The organism is Paenibacillus sp. FSL M7-0896 (genome assembly GCF_037975415.1).
Lineage (GTDB): Bacteria > Bacillota > Bacilli > Paenibacillales > Paenibacillaceae > Paenibacillus_AQ > Paenibacillus_AQ silagei.
Window position 1 is genome coordinate 604,161 of sequence record NZ_CP150250.1, and the last position, 22,405, is coordinate 626,565.

The window sequence follows — 22,405 nt, forward strand, 5'->3', positions numbered from 1 at the left end:
TACCATCTCTAGGAGGATAGCCAATGACAGAATACCTGATACGTAGAGTGCTTCAATCGGTACTGGTCATCTTTCTGATTACCATACTAACCTTTCTTCTCATCCATGCGGCTCCGGGCGGACCCACACAAGTGATGCTGGCCCCGGGCTTGACTCCCGAAATCTTCGAGCAGCAAGCCAAGAATCTGGGTCTGGATCAGCCGATTCATATCCAGTACATCCACTGGATCGGCGACCTGCTGCAAGGGGATCTGGGGTATACCTTCAAGAACCATATTGCGATCTCGGACCTGCTCTGGCCGCGTATCGGCAATACCATAATCTTGATGGGTGCGGCTTGGCTGGTATCCCTGCTGATCGCAATCCCCTGGGGAATCTACAATAGTACCAAAGTCTATGGTTTATCGGATCAGACGGCTTCGTTCATTTCTTATCTGGGCTTCGCCATGCCGACCTTCTGGTTCGGGATTCTATTGCAGCAGTGGCTGTCGCTCAAGCTGGACTGGTTCCCATTGTCGGATATGCATACAAGAGGCAAGGAAGACAGTATCGCTGATTTATTCATGCATCTGGTGCTGCCGGTAACGGTACTGGCACTTGGGTTCCTGGCTTCTTATATGAAGTATGCGCGGGCCAGTATGCTGGAGGTGCTGGATCAGGATTATATCCGGACGGCACGGGCCAAAGGCGTCAAGGAACGGAAGGTCGTCTTCCGCCATGCCCTGCGCAATGCACTAATTCCAATTATTACGATACTAGGCCTTGATCTTCCGATCCTGGTAGGAGGGGCCGCACTAACAGAGAATGTATTCAACTGGCCGGGAATGGGCCGTTGGTTCGTAGAGATGGCCACTGCACGCGAATATTCGGCACTGATGGCTGTGACTATCGTCACGGCTGTGATGGTCGTCATTGGCAATCTGCTGGCAGATATACTGTATGTCGTAGTTGATCCCCGGGTGAAGCTCGGCAAGCAAGGGGGGAAGGCAGCATGAGTGCAGATAATACAGAGCTTATCAAAGGGAAGGTCTCCAAGCCGCTGGGAACGCCGGATATGAGTCCGATGCCGGGCGGGACCGACCCGGAAATTCCGGTGGTGGATATGGACAGACCTCCCGGCCCGTGGAGAGTGCTGTGGAAGAAGTTTTCACGCAATCCTTTTGCCATGGGCGGGTTGGCCGTCCTGCTTATCTTTGTCCTGCTGGCGATCTTCGCACCGTTTCTGACTTCCTATGGGCCGGAGAAGATTGATCTGATGTTCGCCAACCTGAAGCCGGGAGCGGAGGGGCATCCCCTCGGCACCGACGAGCTGGGCCGCGATATTCTAAGCAGACTGCTGTATAGTGCGCGGATTTCGCTGCTTATTGGTTTCTCTGTTGCTTTTGTATCCGTGCTGGTCGGCTCGATAGTCGGAGCCATTTCGGGTTACTTCGGCGGATTCGTGGATACGGTATTCATGCGGATTGTTGACGTCATGAACTCTGTACCGTCTCTGTTCCTAAATATCCTGGTAATGGCGCTGTTCGGAACACAGATTAAATTCATGATCCTGATTCTGGCGTTCACGAGCTGGATGAGTATTGCCCGGCTGGTCCGGGGAACCTTCCTGCAGCTGCGGGAAATGCAGTATGTGGAGGCGGCCAAAGCCATCGGCGTATCCAGCTGGGGAATCATCTTCCGGCATCTGCTCCGCAATGCGAGCTTCCCGATCATTGTTAATGCCACATTGATGGTCGGCGGCGCGATTCTCAGTGAATCCGCATTGTCCTATCTGGGTCTTGGTATCCAGGCTCCGGCTACGAGCTGGGGGCTGATGCTCAGTAACGCCCAGGAGTTCATGCTGATTGATCCGATGCAGGCGGTGTATCCGGGCTTTTGCATCCTGATGGTGGTGCTGGCGGTTAACTTTATCGGCGACGGCATCCGGGATGCCCTTGATCCCAGACAGCAAGTGACCAAATCCCGGAGGAGGCTGGAACAATGGCGCAAAAACTACTCGAAATCCGGAAACTAACCGCCGGCTTTGCGACAGAGAAGGGACTGCTCAAAGCAACCGACGGCATCTCCCTTACGGTGAATAAAGGTCAGACAGTCTGTATTGTAGGCGAATCCGGCAGCGGCAAAAGTGTCACCTCGCTGGCGATCATGCGCCTGATCGATTATGCGGGCGGTATGATCCTGGATGGACAGATTGACTTCCATGGACAGGATCTGGGGGCGAAGAGCCAGGAGGAGATGCGGGAAATCCGCGGTAACCAGATCGCTATGATCTTCCAGGACCCGATGTCTTCGCTCAACCCGGTCTTCACCATAGGCGAGCAGATTGCTGAGAGTCTGCGGCTGCATCAGAATAAGAAGGATGCAGAAGCGCTGAAGCTGGCGGTTGATCTGATTCGATTAGTGGGGATACCCGCACCGGAGATTCGTGCGAAGCAATACCCGCATGAGCTGTCCGGCGGGATGTGCCAGCGCGTAGTCATTGCGATTGCGCTGGCCTGCAACCCCGAGCTTCTGATTGCCGATGAGCCGACCACTGCGCTGGATGTTACCGTTCAAGCGCAGATTCTGGATCTGCTGCGCAAGCTTCAGTCGGAGCTTGGCATGTCCATCCTGCTGATTACCCACGACATGGGGGTTGCCGCCGAGATGGCGGACCGCATTGCTGTCATGTACGCGGGCGCTATCGTGGAAGAGGGCGGTGTGGAAGAGATCTTCGACCATCCCAGCCATCCGTATACGATAGGGCTGCTTCAGTCGATTCCGGGATTTGAAGGCGGACGGGGAGGCGAGCTCTATACGATCAGCGGAACGATTCCGCCGATAGGACAGCTGCCTGCGGGCTGCCGCTTCCACCCGCGCTGTCCGCATGCGATGGAGATCTGCCGGAGCCAGGAGCCGCCGGATTTCATGATCTCTGATGATCACCGGTCCGCCTGCTGGCTGTTCAAGGATCAGCCGGTTTCAGCGGATACCAGCAGGGAGGCGAAGCGCGCATGATGAATAAGACATTAGCCAAGCCGGACCGTAAGGTAGTGGCTTCCTCGGAAGTGCTGTTGGAGGTTAAGGATATTAAGAAGTATTTTCCAATTACCAAGGGTCTGCTTAACCGCACCGTCGGGCAGGTGAAGGCGGTAGATGGAGTTAATCTGGCGATCCGCCAAGGCGAGACATTCGGGCTGGTCGGGGAATCCGGCTGCGGCAAATCCACCTTCGGACGGGTACTGCTCCGGCTGCAAAGTGCAACTGGGGGGCAGGTGCTATTCAAGGGCCAGGATATCCATTCGCTGGGTTCGCGTGATATGCGGAAGCTGCGGGAAGAGATGCAGATTATTTTCCAGGACCCGTTCGGGTCGCTCAATCCGCGCTTTCTCGTCAAGGATATTATCGGCGAGCCGCTGCGCATTCACTGGAAGATGTCCGGCAAGGAGATCGATGCCCGGGTGGTCGAGCTGATGGAGCTGGTGGGTCTGGATGCCAGCCGCCGGAACCGCTACCCGCATGAATTCTCCGGCGGACAACGCCAGCGCATTGGCATCGCCCGAGCGATTGCACTGAATCCGCAGTTTATTGTGGCTGATGAGGCCGTGTCCGCACTTGATGTGTCAGTGCAATCCCAGGTCATTAACCTGCTGATGAAGCTGCAGAAGGAGCTGGGGCTAACCTTCCTGTTCATTGCGCATGGTCTTAATGTAGTCCGGCATATCTCTGACCGCGTTGGGGTCATGTATCTGGGCAAGCTGGTGGAGGTGGGAGAGACAGAGGAGTTGTTCGCAGCCCCGCTGCATCCGTATACTGCCGCCCTGCTCTCGGCCATTCCCAAGCCGACGCCAAGGCGCAAGCAGGAACGGATTATGCTGGAGGGGGATGTGCCCTCCCCGGCCAATCCGCCCTCCGGCTGCCGGTTCCATACCCGCTGCCCGTTCGTCCAGGACAAATGCCGCTTAGTGGAGCCGCTGCTGGAAGAGGTCCTGCCGGGCCGTCCGGTAGCCTGTCATTTCCCGTTGCTTCCGAAATCCTGATTAAGGATTAACCTGTGCTGTACCGAAGAGGGACACTGCTGAATCTTACGCGGTGTTCCTTTTCGCTTGTCATATCGTGCTAAACTAATCATTGTGCTACAGGCATTTCTATAAGAAAATGAGAAAAAGACTAATCAATACCGCAAAGCTTGCGGAACCGGAGGCTATGGTGAAAAAGGTCAATACAGCAATTTCAGCACTCTTTATCCTTGTTATGATAATAGCTGTCTGGGTATGGGCAGTGTCGGTACATACCTGGACCCTGGCGGGGGCCTTGGCTTCCCTGCTCTGTCTGGCCCTGTTTATCTGGACGGGCCTGCGGGCCATCCCCGCTATAACCGGGTACATCAATAGCCCAAGCGCACTGCGGACGGTGAATACGGACGACTCCCCGGAGGAACGGCAGCGGATCTGGTGGAAGATTGTGCTGTGGGTGATCGCTAGCCGGGTGCTGCTAATCCTTGCGGCTTATGTATTCTGGGTGCTTCGGGAGGGAGGCTCCGGCAGCCTGTTCTCCCGCTTCATTGAGATGTGGCATATCCGCGGAATTGATGCGATGTCTTACCTGGGCATTGCCGAACGGTGGTATGTGACGGAAGGAGATCCCAGATTTCATATTGTATTTCTGCCGTTCTTTCCCGTTATGATCAAGCTGGCGCAGTTCTTCACAGGCAATTATATGGCTGCAGGATTTGCCGTAGCCAATCTCTGCACGCTTGCAGCGGCGTTGTTCGCTTATGAACTGGCCCGGCTGGATATGGGGCGCAGGAATGCCCTGCGGGTAGTGAAGTACATCTTCATCTTCCCGTCGGCCTTCTTTTTCTTCCTTCCCATGACAGAGGCGCTGTTCCTGCTGCTCTCCCTGATGGCACTGTATTTTGTGCGCAAAAAGCGATGGCTGCTGGGCTGCCTCTGTGCAGCGCTGGCCGGATTCACCCGTTCCCCGGGGATTCTGCTGGCCGTGCCGATTGCCGTGGAATTTGCCCGGGAGCTGGCCGCTGGCTACAGGTCAATGGACCGGAAGGCTTTTACGAATAAGCTGATCTTGGCTGTTCTCTCCCTGGTGAGTGTCTCGTTCGGTCTGCTGGCTTATCTCTACATTAATTACAATGTGACGGGCAACGCGTTCCAGTTCAGTATTTATCAGCGGGAGCACTGGTCGCAGCGGTTCTACTTCTTTTTCGATACTGCGAGATATCAGATGGAATATGCGGTGAATACCTTCAAGGATGCCGATTACCGGTCGTTCTTAGGGCTGTGGCTGCCGAATTTGTGCGCGATCTTCCTGGTTCTCTTCATGATGCTCCGCAGTACGAAGAAGCTTAATCCCGCCTACATGGCGTACGTGATCGCCTATTTCGTCTATGTAGTGGCCCCGACTTGGCTGCTGTCTGCTCCGCGTTATTTCGCTGTTGCGTTTCCGCTGGCGTTCGCGGCTGTGCTGTTGACGGAGGATAAGAAGTGGAAAGATATCCTGCTCACTACGCTATTTATTGCGGGGGGGCTGCTGTATCTGGCGGTGTTTGTATCCGGTTATCCGGTATATTAGTGTGTAATAGAAATTACAGAAACGATGGTGGCTATGCAGATTCAACTAGAAGATCAGATGGTTACGTTACATGTCCAGTATGCCAAGCGCAAGAAGCTATCCGTAATGGTGGACGGCTCGGACCTCATTACCGTTAAGGCGCCCAAGGGAACGAGTGAAGAGGCGATCCTCGGTGCGGTAGCAAGTCTAGGCCCGAAGATTCTGGAGAAGCTGCGCAGCAATGCGGCAGCCCGGCAGGTGCCGAGGGTTAAGGCTTATGAGGGCGACGAAGAAGCCTTCTTGTACTTGGGGAAGGAATATGCGCTGCATGAGCTGATTGGGGACCGGCAGGCGGATGCGGAGGAGCTGAAGCTTGCGCTGAAGAAATTCTATACGGCCAGTCTGAAGAAAATCATCGCAGAGCGCATCAAGCCCTACCAGACGCAGCTCAGAGTGAAGCCGAAGAGTATGGAGATTGTGGAGTCGCGGACCAAGTGGGGGAGCTGCAGCTTTGACGGCAAGCTGACGTTCAATTACCGCCTGGCCATGGCGCCGCCTGAAGTGATTGACTATGTCATCATTCATGAGCTGTGTCATCTGCTGCATATGAATCATGACCGTTCCTTCTGGCGGCGCCTGGGCAGTATCATGCCGGACTATAAGGAGAAGGAAGCGTACCTGGCCCGGCAGGGGCAGTTCATGACGCTGTGACCTATGTGACCTATCGAAAGAAATGAATTCATTCTAAAGATGCGGTAATGTATGGACTATCGTTCTTTCGCCGAAGCGAACATTCGGTGATAGTTGTATTCTGTACACTTAAAAACAGTGGAAAAGAAAGAATTCCTCTCTTAAATGTAGTCTGTACAACTAAATCCGCCTGAATGGGTGAGAACCCGGTGCAGAGGGCATTTTAGTTGTACGAAATACAGCTAAACGGAGATATGGCGGCACATCAGACGATTTAGTTGTACGGATTGCAATTAAGCATACCACTTGTACCTTCATCGGGGCATGGCAAACCTTCAACAAGCGACTTAGTTAAGCTGTTCTCACATATTGCAATCTGATGCTTCACTAGGCGATGGAAGTAGCCGGATGCTTGACGTTCGCAGGATAATGCTGCCCGCCCTGAGTCCGGACGAATAGGCCCTCTGAATGTCTGCTGCCTGACAGCTCCAGGCCGGGTTCATCCGGGGTGAAGTGGAAGACGATCGTCTCCGTATCGCTGTCCGCAAGCTTCAGGGCGATGTCGCGGCAGGAGACGGGCTGTGTGCTAATCAGATCGAAGAGCTCAAGCTGCCCATTCTCCTGCTGGCAGATGGCAATGAGATTCTCGTCCTCCAGGTAGTAGAGCTGATCGCTGAACACGTTCAGGCAGTAGAACATTAGCAGGCCATGGGCGCCGCTGATGCCAAAACGCTCAGATACCGGCACCCGCTGCGCTCCGAGAGAAGAGACCAGGCTCAGATCACGCGGGTCGGCTAGATCCAACTTGCGGATTGGCGCAGATCCGGCAGTGCCCCCGGGGCAGGCCATGGAGAAGATCTGCTCTTCCACCGGGTGGAAGCCGAACTTAGGATAGAACTCCAAGACTGACTCATTGGCAAAAAGATACATGAATTCACACGCTTGCCCATACTCCTCCAGTACCTTGTCCATCAACCGTGCAGACAGGCCGCGTCCTCTATAGTCAGGATGAGTCATCACCGTCCCGATCTGCACAGCAGGGGACTTCACTCCATTAATAATTAGCTCTATGAGATTCACCGAGACATTCGCCACGATCCGGTCTCTCTCCGCATAAGAATAAGGGACATACTTATCCGTCCAGCAGCCCTCCTCATACCAGCGCTCCAGCTCCAGCTCGAACGTGTCTTTTGCCAGCTCCAAAAAGCTGTTCCGCAGCGGCTCATGATCTTTATAATTGTAGACAAATTGAAGAGTATTCATAGGTAGTTTCTCCTTAGGTGTATTGGTAAAAGTTTAACCCCAACTATACTAAATCCCCCTTAATATTCAACCCCGCGAACCTTTGAGTAGACCATTGTGTCTCTCAAGCTCCCCTGTACATCGGTCTTGTCATTGCGCAGAATACCTTCCAACGTAAAGCCAGTACGTTCGGCTACGCGTGCGCTCTGCGTATTGCGGGAATCGCAGCGGATCTCCAGCCGGTTAGCTTGTAGCTCCTGTATGGCGAAATCTGCAATGGCATTCACCGCTTCCGTGATGTAACCTTGACCGGCGAACGAGGTGTGTACCCAATATCCGATTTCAAATTTACGCACCTGCCAGTCGATCCGGTGCAGGCCGCTGCTCCCGATAAGCTGCCCTGTCTTCTTATGGAAGAGCAGCAGCCGGATATCGCTGCGTTCCAGGAACTGCAGCCGTGATTTCCGGATGGACACCTCCGATTCATCTACAGAAGGGATACGCTGGGCCCAGGGCATCCAAGGGCTTAATTCAGCGGCACTTTGCCGAACGGCTTCGTTTACAGCAGGGCCGTCCCCCCAGCGTGCTGCACGGATTTGCAGGCGGCTGCTTTCGAAGCTCTCCGGTACGGGAATCAGGATGGGGTCTATTGAATAATTGTTCATAAAATCTAGCTCCTATAGAGAGTATTTGGTGAATCAGTTACTTTCAGTATAAGCCATTATATACCATAGGTCATATTTCAGGGTTTTAATACCATAGATTTTAACTAAAGTCAATACGCTAAAGGATACCTAAAAGTACTCTCTGGTACTATTCACATTTAATGGCAAGAACGTTATCTTAGGTAATAAGAAGTGTTCACTATTAAGAACCTGTTGTAATGAACCTAGTACTGAAACGGTAGCGAAATTATAGACAGCTGGAGGTAACCCATGAGTGCAATCGCCGGGATCTATTCTATGCAGCATGGGCCGCTGGACCCGGAGCTCGGCCCGCGCCTGATGCAGGAGCTGCAGCGTTATCCGGCGGATGATGCCCGGGGCTGGAATACGGAGGGGCTGTTCCTCGGGTGCCACGCACAGTGGATTACCCCGCAGTCCCGGGGCGAGGTGCTTCCCTATTATGATCCGCAGCGGAAGCTGGCGATCGTAGCGGATGCCATCATTGATAACCGCAGCGAGCTCTTTGGACAACTTCAGGTTGTCCGGGAGGATCAGGAGTCGATGCCGGACAGCCTGCTGATTCTTCTGGCCTATGAGAAATGGGGGGATCAGGCTCCGGTGCATCTGGTCGGAGATTTTGCCTTCATGATCTGGGATGCCGGCAGGAAGACGCTGTTTGGAGCGAGGGATTTCTCGGGGAGCCGGACGCTGTACTTCCAACGCTCTGGCAGACAGTTCTCCTTCTGCACCGTGATTCATCCTTTGCTCACGCTAATGGATGGAGAACACGCGCTGCATGAAGGCTGGATCTCGGAATATCTGGCGGGCCAGGGCCGGATGGATGTCGCGGATATGTTCTCCACGGTCTATCAGGGTGTGGAGCAGCTGCCCCCGGCGCATTCGATGACAGTCAGCCCGCAGGGGATTACCTTCTCCAGGTATTACACCTTCCAGACGCCGTCTCCACTCCGGCTGCGCAGCAATGGCGAGTATGAGGAAGCGTTCCGTGAGGTGTTCGGGCGGGCCGTCCGGGACCGGCTGCGTACCCACCTTGAAGCTGGTGCGAACTTAAGCGGCGGGCTGGATTCAGGGGCGGTGGTGAGCTTTGCGGCGGAGGAGCTTCGCCGTACCGGCAAGCCGCTCCACACCTTCAGCTCGTATCCTTTGGATCATTTTACAGGGTTCAAGCTGGGCCAGCGGGTGACCGATGAGCGTCCATATATTCAGGAGACCATCGACTATGTCGGGAACATTGAGCCTAGCTTTTACAACTTTCCTGACCGCAGCTCTTATGGCGAAATCGACGAATGGCTCGATATTATGGAGATGCCCTACAAATTCATAGAGAATTCCTATTGGCTGAGGGGCATATATGAACAAGCCGGACTGAAGAATGCCGGAGTGCTGCTCAGCGGACAGCGGGGCAACTGGAGTATCTCCTGGGGACCGGCGCTGGATTACCAGGCGAAGCTGCTGCGTGAATTCCGCTGGTTCCGCTTTTACCGGGAGAATAAGCTGTACAGCCATTCGATGGGAGTAAGCCGCAAAAGAATGCTGAAAATAGCGGGGCGCAAGGTATTTCCCGCTCTGGGCCAGCTGATGGCCGGGAAGCAGGAGGCTCCGCCGGAGCTGATCCATCCTGAATTTGCCCGGCGGACTGGGGTGCAGGAGCGGCTGAAGGAGCTGGACCAGTCGCCTGCTTCCCAGACCGTGTACAATATCCGCAGAGAGCATTTCCGCCAGCCACATGTCTGGAATGTGAACGGAACGGCGGCTACCAAGCTGTCGCTGAAGTACAGGGTATGGGACCGGGATGCAACGAATGACCTGCGTGTCATCAACTTCTGTATGTCGGTGCCTGAGGAGCAATACGTCCAGAACGGAATGGACCGCTCGCTCATCCGCCGGGCGATGGAAGGGCGGCTGCCGGATAAGGTCAGGCTTAACCAGACCCGGCGCGGCATCCAGGGGGCGGACGGCATTACGCGTATGCTGCCCGAGTGGCAGAGGTTTCAGCAGGAGCTGAGAGAGATGCTGCAAGACCCCCGTACTTCGTCTTATCTGAATCGTCCCGGGCTCGCCGGATGCTTGGACCGGCTGGGTAGTGAGCCCGAACCATTATTAATCTTTAACACGGATTTCCGCCTTCTTACACGAGGACTGGTGTTTTACCGCTTTTTGAAGCGGCTCTCCTGAAGGACGTTTCTTGAAAGGGGGTGACAAGATGAAAAAGGAATACAGCAAGCCTGCATTGGAAGTGTTGGATGTGAAAATGACGATGGCTGGCCCGGGGGTATCCATTGCCGATGCGTTCCAAGCCGATCCAGATGAAATCGTTAGTCACTCCTAGTCTTCCTGCATTACCGCTCAGCCCTAATCCCTCTTAGCTTGCTGGAGGGGGATCAGGGCTATCCCTTTATCCGAAGTAGCGTTTCCACTTGTCATCCGCAAGACAACGGGTGAAATTGACTGAGATGGAGTGAGCAGTATGGCTGGCACAGTGCAATGCCCCGGTTATAAGGCTTTTGGCCTGCAAATCCTCAGTGAGTTCGCGCTACCAGAACTTCCCCGTACGGATCAGCCCGGAAGGATAGGGAGCCTGTCGGTAATTGAAGGCCGTCTGCTTGAGCGATGGGAAGCAATACCGAAGATTACGCCGAATCTGGGCATCGCGGAGCATGAAGTGATGTTCATGGTGAAGGGCACCGCTATTTTTTCTATACAGAACGGCAGTACGATTACAGTCTCTCCGGCAGCAGGCGCAGATCCGGATAGCATCCGTTTGTTCATTCTGGGCAGCTGTATGGGTGTAGTATTGATGCAAAAAGGCATACTGGCCCTGCACGGCAGCTCGCTTGTGCTGGACAATAAGGCTTATGCGCTGGTGGGGCGTTCAGGTGCGGGTAAATCCACGCTTGCCTCCTATCTGATGGATCAGGGACATCTCCTGGTCAGTGACGACGTTATTCCCGTGTTGGTGCATAATGGACATCCATTAGCTGTTCCAGGTTATCCGCAGCAGAAGCTGTGGCAGCAGAGCCTGGACTATTTGGGAATGAATTCGTCTGCGTACCGTCCGCTGTTTCAGCGGGAGACCAAGTTCGCCGTACCGGTGCATGACCGGTTCCAGAGTGAGCCGCTGCCGCTGGCCGGCATATTTGAACTGTCTGTGGTGCAGGACGGGCCGGTGGCCGTAGAGGCGATAAGCGGCTTGGACCGGCTTCATACCTTATACAATCATACCTATCAAAAAGCGCTGGTCGACCCTATGGGTGTCAGAGAATGGCACTTCGGGCTGCTGGCCTCGTTCGTGAACCGGCTGCCGATGTACCGGCTGACCCGCCCTGAGCAGGGCTTCAGTGCACCGCAGCAGACGGAAATGATTATGGAGACGATTATGCCCAAGGTGAAGGAGATGAACCTATGAATATGAATACTACAGAAGTGCTGTCGCCGGATTCGGTACTGGTTCAACGGGAAGGCAATATCGCAAGTGATATGGACGGCGAGAAGGTCATGCTGAATGTGAAGAACGGCAAATACTACAACCTCGGCGAAGTTGGCGGTGAGATCTGGGAAGCGCTGGCTTCACCGGTATCGATTCGGCAGATTGCCGGGAAGATGCAGGAGATCTTTGAGGTGCCAGCAGAGGTGGCACAGCAGGATGTGATTGATTTTGTACAGAATCTGCTGAATGAGGATCTGGTCTCCATCGTTAGCGGCCCATGATGACCCTCCGGAGGCTCCGTCTTCTGCTGGTGCATGACAAGGCGTTGCTTGCGCTGCTTCCCGAGACATTATGGCGGCTGATGCTGGTCCGAATCCAGCTGTTGTTCCCCTTTGCGAGGACAGCCCCTCAGCTTGGGGTGAAATCCCTGGAGAGTCCCGCAGTATCCAAGCCTTCCGATCTTCGCCGCATCCAGCAGATTACCAAGGCAATCCGGGTGATGAGCCGTTATACTCCCTGGAAAAGCACCTGTATGGTCCGGGCGGTAGCCGCCCTGAAGATGCTGGAGAAGCGGGGCATTGAGAGCACCCTCTACATGGGGGTCGCCCGCGATAAGCAGGGACAAATGATTGCCCACGCCTGGCTGCGCAGCGGAGCCCATTATGTCTCCGGGGATGATGCGATGCAGGGCTTCGTGGTGGTGGAGAAGTTCGCGAAGGTGTTATAAGCCGAGTAATCGAGGTGGGTCCATGCAAGCCATAATCTACTACGTCCGGCAGCTTCAGCGGTTGTCGGGCGTGAAGCTGTATCTTAATCTGTTTGGCATGGTGATCAGTGGTCTGCTGGAGAGCTCTGCCATTCTGCTGTTGGTTCCCATGCTCGGCATGGCCGGCATTCAGCTGGGCGGCGCGACGGCTGGCTATCATCTTCCCATGCTCGGATTCATCAGTGAGCTGCCGCAGTCCACAGCGCTGCTGCTGGTGCTGGGCAGTTATGTTCTGATTGTGCTCTGCCAGAATCTGATCGCAAGATTCGTGGCGATCCGCAATGTCGAGATTCAGCAGACCTATGGCAGGCAGCTGCGGGTTGAGGTCTATAGCGCATTGCTGCGGGCGCAGTGGTCTTTTTTTCTGAGAAAACGCACCTCTGATCTGATTAATATGATGACCACCGAGCTGGCCAGAGTCCTGGCGGGTATCAGCGGCTTCCTGCAGTTCCTGACTTCGCTGTTGTTCACCCTGGTGCAGATTGCCTTTGCCTTCTGGCTGTCCCCCAAGATGACACTGGCGGTTCTCGTCTGTGCGGCGCTGCTGTCCATCTTCTCCCGGCGGTTCATCCGTAAGGCGAAGAGGCTGGGTAGCCGCAGCACAGAGCTGGGCAAGACGTATCTAGGCGGCATTACCGACCAGTTGAACGGAATTAAGGATATCAAAAGCAATAATCTGGAGCAGTCCCGTCTCGAATGGCTGCATGCCTTCACTGGCGAGGTTAAGCAGGAGCAACTGGACTACACGCGCCTGCGTTCCAACTCCCAGCTCCTGTATAAGCTGTCCTCCACGCTGCTGATTGCTGTGTTTATCTTCGTGTCCTTCCGGTTCATGCAAGTGGAGGGGCCGAATCTGCTGCTGGTCATTCTCGTCTTCACCCGGCTGTGGCCGACCTTCTCGACGCTACAGTCGCTGCTGGAGCAGCTGGCCTCGGTAGTGCCATCCTTCAAACAACTGCAATCGCTGCAGAAAGAATGTCTGGCTGCTGTCGAGCATGAAGCGGATCAAGGCGGAGAACGGGTGCTGCCTATGACGCTGGAGCACGGTCTGGAGGCCCGGAATGTCGATTTCCGTTATCATGCGGACGAGCCGCAATATTCGCTCCAGAACGTCAATGTGCGGATTCCCGCCCGGCAGATGACGGCGATTGTCGGACGTTCAGGCGCCGGCAAAAGCACGCTCGTCGATCTGCTCATGGGACTGATGCAGCCGGAGAACGGGGAGATTCTAGCCGACGGTCAGCCGGTCAGAGGGGAGCGGCTGCTGTCCTACCGGAGGTCCATCGGATATGTGGCACAGGATCCGTTCCTGTATAACGCGACCATCCGCGATAATCTAATGATGATCAAGCCGGATGCGGAGGAAGCGGAGCTGTGGGAGGCGCTGGAGTTCGCCTCCTCGGCGGACTTCGTCCGCAAGCTGCCGGACGGACTGGATACACTGCTCGGCGACCGGGGTGTCCGCCTGTCGGGCGGGGAGCGGCAGCGCCTGGTGCTGGCGCGCGCCATTATCCGCAAGCCGTCGATACTGGTACTCGATGAGGCGACTAGTGCGCTCGACACCGAGAACGAGCAGCGGATTCAAGAGGCGCTGGAGCGGATCAAGGCTTCCGTAACGGTCATCGTCATCGCCCACCGCCTGTCCACGATCCGTGGAGCCGATCAGATTCTGGTCATCGACCAGGGCCGGGTCATCCAGCAGGGTGTCTACAGCGGCCTGGCTTCGGAGAAGGGCGGCATGTTCAGCCGATTGCTGAAGGGCCAGGAAGAGGCAGGGTAAGGGTATACCTTAAACGCGAATGTAGGCGAAAAACCGAACACATTCGGTGCTGAGTGGGAGTGTGGTCCAAATGTAATCGAAAAACCGATTCCATTGGATGGGCGCAGAGGTTGTAGCCCGAATGTAATCGAAAAACCGATTACATTGGATGGGCGCAGAGGTTGTAGCCCGAATGTAGGCGAAAAACCGAACACAATTCGGTGCTGCGTGGGTGTGTGGTCCAAATGTAATCGAAAAACCGATTACATTGGGCGAGCGCAGAGGTTGTGGCGCGAATGTAATCGAAAAACCGATTACATTGGGCGAGCGCAGAGGTTGTGGCGCGAATGTAATCGAAAAACCGATTACAATGGGCGAGCGCAGGGGTTGTGGCGCGAATGTAATCGAAAAACCGATTACATTGGGCGAGCGCAGAGGTTGTAGCCCGAATGTAATCGAAAAACCGATTCCATTGGGCGAGCGCAGAGGTTGTGGCCCGAATGTAATCGAAAAACCGATTCCATTGGGCGAGCGCAGAGGTTGTGGCCTGAATGTAATCGAAAAACCGATTACATTGGATGGGCGCAGAGGTTGTAGCCCGAATGTAATCGAAAAACCGATTACATTGGCTGACCGCCACCCGGCTCCGAAACCGTAAAAAGGCACGTGCTGCAATTAACTAGCAGCACGTGCCTTTCTATATGCATTGGTGGGCCTCCGCTAATTCTCCTTCTCCGAACCCGTCACCTTCCGCCAGCTCCACAGCAAAGGCCGCAGCGGGAAATACAAGAAATGCAGCGGCTTCGGCAGTGGCAGGGTCTTGGCATCCGCTGCATAGGGATAGAGGAAGCTGGCGGAGCGGAGCATCCGGCTTCGGGTGGATAGGATGCTTGGAAGGTACCGGTTGAAATGCTGCTCCACCTCCGGCTCGAGCGGAGGGGTATTCAAATTCACGATGCGCGGAAGATAGAACAGAATGTCCTGTGCCAGCCTGCGGGCCTTGGGGTTGTCCATCAGCGGGGACAGCGCCGGGTCAACCGGCGTCTCCAGCAGCTCTCTGGCCAGAATCAGCGTCTGTCCTCCTATGGCGTTGTGATCATAGTGTTGTAGTAAGCGGACTAGCTTAGCGGAATCGGGCGGCTGCTGTCCCATTAGCAGCATCTTGATGTCCTGCAGCCATCTCAGCCGGGACCAGGCATGTCTGGCACCGTGTACAGCCAGGAACATGAACAGATCCTCCGGCCCCAGATAGCGGACATTCTGGCCGAAGGTGCTGCTGGTCCGCGAATGACGCCAGAGCTCGTCGAACGCAGGCTCTTTGGCGGGCCCCGGTCCTAACCGCCAGTGCAGCTCCAGGTTGACGTTGCTGACAGGATGCACGAACGTTGAATGATGCTCCCGCCATTTCCAGTCGCCAAGCAGGCTCTCGAACTTGTCTTCCTTCTCATAGCCCAGCCGGATCAGCAAGGTTTCGGCATCCTCCAGCTGTTCCATCGGCACCAGAAAGTCGAGATCCCGGGAGGTGCGCTGCGACAGGTCTCCGTACAGCTCCTGCCCAAGCACCGGCCCTTTGAGGAACAGACAGCGGATATTCAGCTCGGCCAGCTGACCTGCGATATTGCTCATTTCGCCGCTAAGGTGGAGCATCTGTACCGTATTCCTGCGGTATTGCCACTTCAGCTGCTCCAGAACGTCAGAAGGGATCACCTGCTCCTCCATCTTGCTCAGCCTGGAATATAGGTAGGGATACACCCTGTGCTGACGGTTCAGCTCCACGAATAAGTCCCAGTTCACCTCTGTGAACAACTGCGGATGCTTCCGCGCCGTCTCATCTGGACTTCCGGAATTCAGTAGTGCAAGAATAAGGTGTACTTCCTTGGTTAAGCTTGCCTGATCAAGAATCTTCCGGTCAGTCATAGGGACGCTCCTTATCTGAGTTGTGAACAGATCCGCACCGGATTTGTTCTATATAAAAGAACGATATTAGTGAGCGTACCATCGATAACCGAAATTTGTCAATTTTTCGCCAGGTGCGTCACGGAACTTATCATTCCTGCCAGTAGAGAATCATCTTGACTCCACAGGGACGGCTGCCCTTATAATGCAGATTAAGAGAGAAAAGAATCGACGGGAGAGTTGCTGAGGAATGGTACTGCTCGGAGCAATCGTGAATGGAATAGCAATAATTGCCGGAACTCTGCTGGGCAAGCTGCTGGAGCGGATACCGGAGAGTATGAAGAACACTGTGATGCAAGCGATTGGACTGGCGCTAATGCTGCTGGGGGTGCAGATGGGTCTGAAAAGCGGGAATTTCCTCATCGTCATCCTAAGTCTGGTGATCGGCGCTGTAGCCGGGGAGTGGATCAACATTGAAGACAAATTCACCCGTGCGGGCGATTGGCTGGAGCGCAGAGTAGGTGCGGGCGGCCGGGGAAGTATCTCGCTGGGCTTTGTCACGGCAAGCCTGGTGTTTGTTGTAGGAGCCATGGCTATTCTAGGAGCACTGGACAGCGGCATCAAAGGCAACCATGAGATCCTCTACGCCAAATCCATTATGGATGGCTTCATTGCCATGATTCTGACTTCTACGCTGGGCATCGGAGTGATGTTCTCGGCCATTCCTGTAGTTCTGTATCAAGGGGCCATCGCTTTACTGGCTACGCAGATTACCCGGTTTGTGCCTGATGTGCTGCTGAGCGACTGTATTGCAGAGATGACCGCTACAGGCGGGGTGATGATTATCGGCATCGGGCTGAACCTGCTCGGGATCACCAAGATCAAGGTAGCCAACCTGCTGCCCGGTATCCTGGTGGCTGTGCTGCTGGTCGTGCTGGTACATAACTTTCAATTCAATTGAGAGAATCTGAACTGTCTGTACACCTTTCTCGAGCCGGATGTTCTCCGCTTGTGCTTCAATGAACCTGCTTGCGTCTCTCGTTGATCGAACTAACCCACTGCTGAGTTTGATCTACTTTCCAAGCGGCGCATTCCTCCTGTTCTCCGTCTGTGTATGTAATTCTTAACAGTGGCTGACCGGCCTTCCCGGTTTTGCCGAGATGTGCAGTGGCTGTATCAACACTTAGGATAGATTTCAGCGGGAGGATCAGGCTTCTGGCGGGCAGATACATTTCCCATATCAGATCGTCCTTCAACAGAACAAGCCAGCCATTACCCCGGATTTGTCCCTGACCCAGTGTAGAGCGGCCATAGAAGTTGGCAAGACGGTCCGAGACAATAATCGTCTGGTCCTGCAACTGGCGGCGGATTCGCAAGATCCTGACACTTACTATGATTGCAGCAAGCAACAGTACTGTGAATACAATGATCATTGTAATGTCAATCAGCCCCTTACCTGATTCGAGATTATTCGTTGTGCAGCTTCTATGAGGAAATTATCATATGCTGTGGCCGACGGAAATGAGGTTGCGCACAGTATAGTCAGATGCGCTCGCACGGCTACAGCTAATGCTCCGGATGTTCCTCTTTTATCCCTCTATTCTTTGATTACAATAGCAATAACACCCCGCGCCTTTCCGCTTGCGCTAAGCGCATGGGCAGTGCGCAGCCCTTCTTCACTAAGCGGAAAAGCACCGCCGATCAGCGGCTCCAGCCTCCGCCCTGCCGTCAGCCGGGCCAGCTCGCTCAGCTGGTAGGAATTGGCAGCAGGAGTCAGATAAGCTGCTGTAACTCCCTGCTGTGCTGCCAAGGCCGGATCAGGCTGTTCAGCAGTGGAGATCAGCCTTCCGCCCGGAGCCAGTACTGCGAAGCTTCTGTTTAGCACACTGCCTCCTGCGGTATCAATCACCACATCGATGCTCTGGCCCAGAATCGCGGCAAAATCCTGTCCGCCGCTGTGAATCGCCTGATCGGCCCCGAGGCCCCAGGCAACATCCAGCTCATCACCGCCGCTGATGGTAGTAATCACCGTAGCGCCCCGGAGCTTGGCCAGCTGTACCGCGAAGCTGCCGATTCCGCCAGTACCGTCCTGAACCAGCATGCGGTCCCGGCTGGAGACCTTGGCGGCAGCCAGCGCCTGCCAGGCGGCAAGCCCGGCAGCGGGTAACACCCCGGCTGCTGCGAAGGATAAGCCCGGGGGCTTAAGTGCAAGCTGATCCTCCTTGGCACACGTGTATTCCGCGTAACCTCCGCTCTCGGCAGCAGGCTTCAGACCGAATACCTCGTCGCCAGGCTTGAAGCGGCTCACCGCTGCGCCGGTGTCCGCAATGATTCCGGCTACAACAACGCCTGGAATGAACGGACAGACAGCAGGGTGTTTCCCGCCGGCAATCCGTGTTTCATCCAGTATTCTGCAATCTGCCGGATGAACCGAGGTCGCATACATCTTAATCAGCACCTCATGCTCACCCGGAACAGGCAGGGGAATATCTATTTCTTTTAAGCTCCCGGACGAGTCGGACACTTCTAAGGCAATGGCCTTCATCTATAGTGGGCCTCCTTTATCTACTGGCGGATGATTTGGTACATACTATACGCATACGGCTACCGTTAGTCAAAATCCGTGATTCCAAGTCTTTTTCCATGAATGTTTGGACAAAAGATTGAAATCAAGCAGCGCAGTACGGTAGAATTGCACTAGGTAACGTTCTATATATCAGATTTAACCAAGAAGGGGATTGTAACGCTTGAATAATGAAGAAGTAATCCAAGAGCTGCCAGAGAACTATGACGAACTGAAGAGAGCCGCCGGCCGTTCCGCAGACTGGAGAGCGCGTCTTGAAGCGGTAGAAGAGCTGGGCCGCTACAACCACAAACAAATTATCGATATCCTTAATCGCCTGATGATCAGCGATCCTGTATATACCGTGCAAGAAGCTGCATATAACAAGCTGGTGGCTTTTGGCGAAGAGGTCAAGGTTCCATCGAAGAACAAAGCTGAACTGTTCAAAGGGGTATCCAAGATTATTCTGCGCATTAAGAAGAGTCTGCCCAAGGACCATTCTTACGAAGAGTTCAAAGAGAAGCTGAAGAAGATGCGGGTTGATATCTACGATGCCTATGAAGGCGAGAAGGGCGCGGATTTCGATCAGTGGCTGGAGAAGATGTGGGCTTCGGCTGCCAAGTAACCAATCTCAAATAACATAGTTAATTAGCATGGCAGCACCAAGCGGAGAGATAGGGGCGTTCCTTATCGCTCCGCTATATTTTTGTGAGAAAGGATGATTACATGCTTACGGTTACATTTCAGGAATTCCTTAAGCTGTCCACGCAGCTGCGTCCCGGGTACGCCGCCAGTCTGGGGAAGGCTCCGGCAGGGGGCAGTGAGGCGATATTAGAGTTTACACCCGAAGTTCCTGCGCTTCTGCGGGCGGTCTATGATACGGTTCTTGGAACAGGCGGCGCCGAGGAAGATCCCAGTCTGCTGGAGTTCATTCCGGGCTACCGGCTGATTCATATCGGGGAATACGGCCATGAAGTGAAGATACTGTCAGGGATTCTGCAGGAGAAGGGATATACCGGCGGTGGAACCGTGTTGCCGCTGCTGACCAACTATGGAAGTGATTATATCTGCTATTACCGCTCTGAAGAAGGGGTGGAGCGGATCTGCGATCTGCTGCACGACTACGGCGATTTGGTGGTAATGTACGATTCGCCGGAGAAGTTCCTGGAGACGCTGTGCGAATTCTATAAGCAGGAGGTCTACTTTCTGGATGAGGAAGGCTACCTGGACTGCGATCTGGTAAAAGAAGGCGAAGTAGGCACAGCGCTCAACCCGGAGGCGGAATATTGGTCCGAGTAAGGTACGCACTGCATGCTTAGGCGTCCAAAAACACAAAAATCCCCGTCCTGCATCACTGTAGGAACGGGGATTTTAAGGTTCTAAGCTGGTGGGGAGAGCTACCTGCTTGCAGTACTCCCTTGACTGAAGAGCTGCTGCTACTGGTTAGCCTTCTTCTCCTGCTCACGCAGCTCGATTCTGCGGATCTTCCCGGAAGTGGTCTTCGGCAGATCGGTAATGTATTCGATTTTGCGCGGATACTTGTAGGGAGCGGTCTGCTCCTTGACATGGGCTTGCAGCTCTTTGGTCAGCTCCGGTGTTCCGGCATGGCCGTCCTTGAGTACGATAAAAGCCTTAACGACCGACCCGCGTATCTCATCCGGGCTTGCGACCACGGCACATTCCTTAACGAGGGTATGCTTCATTAGCGCCTCTTCGACCTCAAAGGGTCCGATCGTGTAGCCCGAGCTGATGATGATGTCATCGCCGCGCCCCTCGAACCAGAAATAGCCGTCCTCATCCTTGCGCGCCCGGTCGCCGGTTACGAAATACTCTCCATGTGAGCAGTTCGCTTTGCGCTCGGGATCTTTATAGTAGTTCTGGAACAATGCAGGCATGCTCAGATGTACGGCGATATCACCGACCACTCCGGCCGGCAGCAGATGTCCGTTCTCGTCGATCACCTCGACAATGCCGGGAGCAATCGATTTGCCCATGGAGCCAACCCGGATCGGTTCATCCTTCAGTGCCGCGATGATGAGTGTGCTCTCTGTTTGTCCGTAGCCGTCACGGATTGTAATATTGAAGTGTTGCTGGAATGTATGAATCACTTCCTGATTCAACGGTTCACCGGCGGATACGGCGCAGCGCAGATTGGACAGATCGTATTCTGCCAGGCCCTCAGTCTTCGCCATCAGGCGGTATTCAGTCGGAGTGCAGCATAATACCTGAATCTTCTCGTCTTGCAGCAGCTGCAGGTAGCGCTCCGGATGGAAGGCTCCGTTATAGACGAAGCCAGTGGCCCCGTTGCCGAGTACCGTCAGGAATGGACTCCAGATCCACTTCTGCCAGCCCGGTGCGGCTGTAGCCCAGACCGTATCTGATTCACGGATATCGAACCAGAGGGAGGAAGTGATCCGCAGATGGGCATATCCCCAGCCATGCGTGTGAACTACTGCTTTGGGATTGCCGGTGGTTCCGGAGGTATAGGCCAGAATGGCGATATCATCGCGGCGGCTGGCAACCGTAGGGTAAGAATCAGCTTGTCCTTCCATTAGACCTTCCAGGTCAATCCAGCCTTCTTCAGCCTCAGCCTCACCGCTGGAGACGGACAAGCGATAGTCCAGTGCGGGCAGATCGTCGGAGATTTTGTTCACTTCTCCGGTAACCTCAGACCAGACAATAACAGCCCGCGCTTCGGAATGGCGCAGCCGGTACGAGAGATCCTTCGCCCGCAGCATTTCAGACGAAGGAATAACAGCCAGTCCCAGCTTCAGGCAGGCCAGATATATCGCATAGGCGATGATGCGGCGGGGGACCATGACCAGGACCCGGTCGCCTTGCGTAAGTCCGAGACCGGCCAGTCCGCCGGCGAGATGGTTAGCCTGAGCCATGAGCGCACCATAGGTGATTTGCTCCAGGCTTCCATTTTCATGTAACCATTTAATTGCAAGCTTATCTTCAGGATGCTGCTCCATTTCCGAAGTGAGATTGTAGAATTCAGGTGCGATCCAACGTTGATTATCCAAATGAACCTCTCCTATATAAGTGTGATGATGTATCTGTTGACTACAGTATAGCACGTTCTCCTAGTACCAGATGCTAATCGGCTCATAGGGAAGCGGAGAATGTTCTGTGACAGTCTTTATTTTGAAGCATCTTGATGCGTACAGAATCCCTGAAGGTATTTTTAACCGGATAAGGGAACCATACATTAGAGCCCTTCACGCAGCGAAGCGGCAGAAAGCAGGCCATTGCAATGGACGAGAATACAGTAATCGATGAGACATTTATTAATGAAGGAAGTATTAGTGAAGCAGAATTCAATGAAATATTCGCTATCATGGAAGCCTCTTTTCCAGTAAGTGAGCTTAGAACCCGCAGCGGGCAGCAGGCTTTGCTGGATCAGCCGAATTATCATCTGTATACCAGCAAGGATACGGAGGGGCAGATACTGGCTTTTCTGGCGGCATGGGAATTACCCGAACTGCGGTTCATCGAGCATATTGCCGTGAATCCCCAGCGCCGGAGCGGAGGGATCGGCCGCAAGCTGATGAGCAGCTACCTTATGCGTTCGGACAAGCCGGTGCTGCTTGAGGTAGAGCCGCCGGACGGGGAGCTGGAGCAGAGAAGAATCGGATTCTATGAGCGGCTGGGCTTTTACCTGAATCCCTATGACTATATGCAGCCGCCGTTGCGTACGGGGCAAGCCGATCTTCCGCTGCGCATTATGACCTACCCGGAGCCGGTGACGATGAAGGAGTTCCTCCATTTCAGAGATGTTTTGTACACAGAGGTGTATGGGGTGAGCATTTGAATTACTTCTTTACAA

The 22,405-nt window shown here is 54.4% G+C and carries 23 protein-coding genes; 17 read left to right on the top strand and 6 right to left on the bottom strand.

The annotated features are described in order from the left end of the window. The first annotated feature begins 23 nt into the window (after positions 1–23). The 6 genes from MKY12_RS02470 to MKY12_RS02495 all read left to right on the top strand — a co-directional run bounded on the left by MKY12_RS02470 (position 24) and on the right by MKY12_RS02495 (position 6,258). Positions 24–995, top strand: coding sequence for an ABC transporter permease (locus MKY12_RS02470; protein ID WP_036730648.1), 972 nt, complete (start codon positions 24–26; stop codon positions 993–995). Positions 996–1,054: 59 nt separating this feature from the next. Next, a complete protein-coding gene (locus MKY12_RS02475) occupies positions 1,055–2,014 on the top strand; it encodes an ABC transporter permease (protein ID WP_339314752.1) in 960 nt (319 codons plus the stop codon). Further along, complete coding sequence (locus MKY12_RS02480; RefSeq protein WP_339312796.1) at positions 1,981–2,997, top strand: ABC transporter ATP-binding protein; 1,017 nt, start codon at positions 1,981–1,983, stop codon at positions 2,995–2,997. The genes MKY12_RS02475 and MKY12_RS02480 overlap by 34 nt, the downstream gene beginning before the upstream one ends. Continuing rightward, positions 2,994–4,019, top strand: a complete 1,026-nt coding sequence (locus MKY12_RS02485) for an ABC transporter ATP-binding protein (RefSeq protein ID WP_339312797.1) — start codon at positions 2,994–2,996, stop codon at positions 4,017–4,019. Before MKY12_RS02480 ends, MKY12_RS02485 begins: the two co-directional genes overlap by 4 nt. Positions 4,020–4,233: 214 nt before the next feature. Next, positions 4,234–5,568: a hypothetical protein gene (locus tag MKY12_RS02490; RefSeq protein WP_143803819.1), complete on the top strand. Its 1,335-nt coding sequence runs from the start codon at positions 4,234–4,236 to the stop codon at positions 5,566–5,568. Positions 5,569–5,601: 33 nt separating this feature from the next. Continuing rightward, positions 5,602–6,258: a SprT family zinc-dependent metalloprotease gene (locus tag MKY12_RS02495; RefSeq protein WP_339312799.1), complete on the top strand. Its 657-nt coding sequence runs from the start codon at positions 5,602–5,604 to the stop codon at positions 6,256–6,258. A gap of 366 nt (positions 6,259–6,624) precedes the next feature. On the opposite strand, the gene MKY12_RS02500 is transcribed toward MKY12_RS02495, so the two are convergent. Both MKY12_RS02500 and MKY12_RS02505 read right to left on the bottom strand, forming a co-directional pair. Next, positions 6,625–7,500 (bottom strand): GNAT family N-acetyltransferase, encoded by an 876-nt coding sequence (locus MKY12_RS02500; RefSeq protein WP_339253650.1) that lies wholly within the window; start codon positions 7,498–7,500, stop codon positions 6,625–6,627. 59 nt (positions 7,501–7,559) lie between these two features. Further along, a complete protein-coding gene (locus tag MKY12_RS02505) occupies positions 7,560–8,144 on the bottom strand; it encodes a GNAT family N-acetyltransferase (RefSeq protein ID WP_036730637.1) in 585 nt (194 codons plus the stop codon). Positions 8,145–8,414: 270 nt separating this feature from the next. On the opposite strand from MKY12_RS02505, the gene MKY12_RS02510 reads away from it, so the two are divergent. The 7 genes from MKY12_RS02510 (at position 8,415) to MKY12_RS02540 (ending at position 14,775) form a co-directional block, all read left to right on the top strand. Next, positions 8,415–10,340: an asparagine synthase-related protein gene (locus MKY12_RS02510; RefSeq protein WP_339312800.1), complete on the top strand. Its 1,926-nt coding sequence runs from the start codon at positions 8,415–8,417 to the stop codon at positions 10,338–10,340. A gap of 28 nt (positions 10,341–10,368) precedes the next feature. Then, positions 10,369–10,494, top strand: a complete 126-nt coding sequence (locus MKY12_RS02515; protein WP_036694602.1) for a paeninodin family lasso peptide — start codon at positions 10,369–10,371, stop codon at positions 10,492–10,494. Positions 10,495–10,632: 138 nt separating this feature from the next. Beyond that, a complete protein-coding gene (locus tag MKY12_RS02520) occupies positions 10,633–11,571 on the top strand; it encodes an aldolase (protein ID WP_339312801.1) in 939 nt (312 codons plus the stop codon). Continuing rightward, complete coding sequence (locus MKY12_RS02525; protein ID WP_036730627.1) at positions 11,568–11,873, top strand: lasso peptide biosynthesis PqqD family chaperone; 306 nt, start codon at positions 11,568–11,570, stop codon at positions 11,871–11,873. Before MKY12_RS02520 ends, MKY12_RS02525 begins: the two co-directional genes overlap by 4 nt. Then, on the top strand, positions 11,870–12,319 hold the full coding sequence (locus MKY12_RS02530; RefSeq protein WP_339312802.1) for a lasso peptide biosynthesis B2 protein: 450 nt from the start codon (positions 11,870–11,872) through the stop codon (positions 12,317–12,319). The genes MKY12_RS02525 and MKY12_RS02530 overlap by 4 nt, the downstream gene beginning before the upstream one ends. A gap of 22 nt (positions 12,320–12,341) precedes the next feature. Next, complete coding sequence (locus tag MKY12_RS02535) at positions 12,342–14,138, top strand: ABC transporter ATP-binding protein (protein ID WP_339312803.1); 1,797 nt, start codon at positions 12,342–12,344, stop codon at positions 14,136–14,138. 247 nt (positions 14,139–14,385) lie between these two features. Beyond that, positions 14,386–14,775 carry a hypothetical protein gene (locus MKY12_RS02540; protein WP_339312804.1) on the top strand — a complete coding sequence of 130 codons (390 nt, stop codon included), beginning with the start codon at positions 14,386–14,388 and terminating at the stop codon, positions 14,773–14,775. A 62-nt stretch (positions 14,776–14,837) separates the two neighbouring features. Here MKY12_RS02540 and MKY12_RS02545 read toward each other — a convergent pair whose 3' ends face one another. After that, complete coding sequence (locus MKY12_RS02545; protein WP_339312806.1) at positions 14,838–16,034, bottom strand: nucleotidyltransferase family protein; 1,197 nt, start codon at positions 16,032–16,034, stop codon at positions 14,838–14,840. Positions 16,035–16,263: 229 nt separating this feature from the next. Between MKY12_RS02545 and MKY12_RS02550 the strand changes: the two genes are divergently transcribed. Beyond that, the gene (locus MKY12_RS02550; RefSeq protein ID WP_339312808.1) at positions 16,264–16,974 is read left to right on the top strand and encodes a DUF554 domain-containing protein; all 711 of its coding nucleotides are present in this window, start codon (positions 16,264–16,266) and stop codon (positions 16,972–16,974) included. Between the two features lie 55 nt (positions 16,975–17,029). On the opposite strand, the gene MKY12_RS02555 is transcribed toward MKY12_RS02550, so the two are convergent. Together MKY12_RS02555 and MKY12_RS02560 are read right to left on the bottom strand one after the other, a co-directional pair. Continuing rightward, positions 17,030–17,446, bottom strand: coding sequence for a hypothetical protein (locus MKY12_RS02555; RefSeq protein ID WP_339253665.1), 417 nt, complete (start codon positions 17,444–17,446; stop codon positions 17,030–17,032). 164 nt (positions 17,447–17,610) lie between these two features. After that, the gene (locus tag MKY12_RS02560; RefSeq protein ID WP_339312810.1) at positions 17,611–18,558 is read right to left on the bottom strand and encodes an NADP-dependent oxidoreductase; all 948 of its coding nucleotides are present in this window, start codon (positions 18,556–18,558) and stop codon (positions 17,611–17,613) included. A 202-nt stretch (positions 18,559–18,760) separates the two neighbouring features. Here MKY12_RS02560 and MKY12_RS02565 point away from each other — a divergent pair, with 202 nt between their 5' ends. Continuing rightward, entirely contained in the window at positions 18,761–19,201 is a 441-nt protein-coding gene (locus MKY12_RS02565; protein WP_209875235.1) for a HEAT repeat domain-containing protein, read from the top strand. A gap of 83 nt (positions 19,202–19,284) precedes the next feature. Beyond that, positions 19,285–19,875 (top strand): hypothetical protein, encoded by a 591-nt coding sequence (locus tag MKY12_RS02570; protein WP_339312812.1) that lies wholly within the window; start codon positions 19,285–19,287, stop codon positions 19,873–19,875. Positions 19,876–20,012: 137 nt separating this feature from the next. On the opposite strand, the gene MKY12_RS02575 is transcribed toward MKY12_RS02570, so the two are convergent. Then, positions 20,013–21,551 carry an AMP-binding protein gene (locus MKY12_RS02575; protein ID WP_339314754.1) on the bottom strand — a complete coding sequence of 513 codons (1,539 nt, stop codon included), beginning with the start codon at positions 21,549–21,551 and terminating at the stop codon, positions 20,013–20,015. A 281-nt stretch (positions 21,552–21,832) separates the two neighbouring features. Here MKY12_RS02575 and MKY12_RS02580 point away from each other — a divergent pair, with 281 nt between their 5' ends. Continuing rightward, entirely contained in the window at positions 21,833–22,390 is a 558-nt protein-coding gene (locus tag MKY12_RS02580; protein ID WP_209875231.1) for a GNAT family N-acetyltransferase, read from the top strand. Positions 22,391–22,405 lie beyond the last annotated feature (15 nt).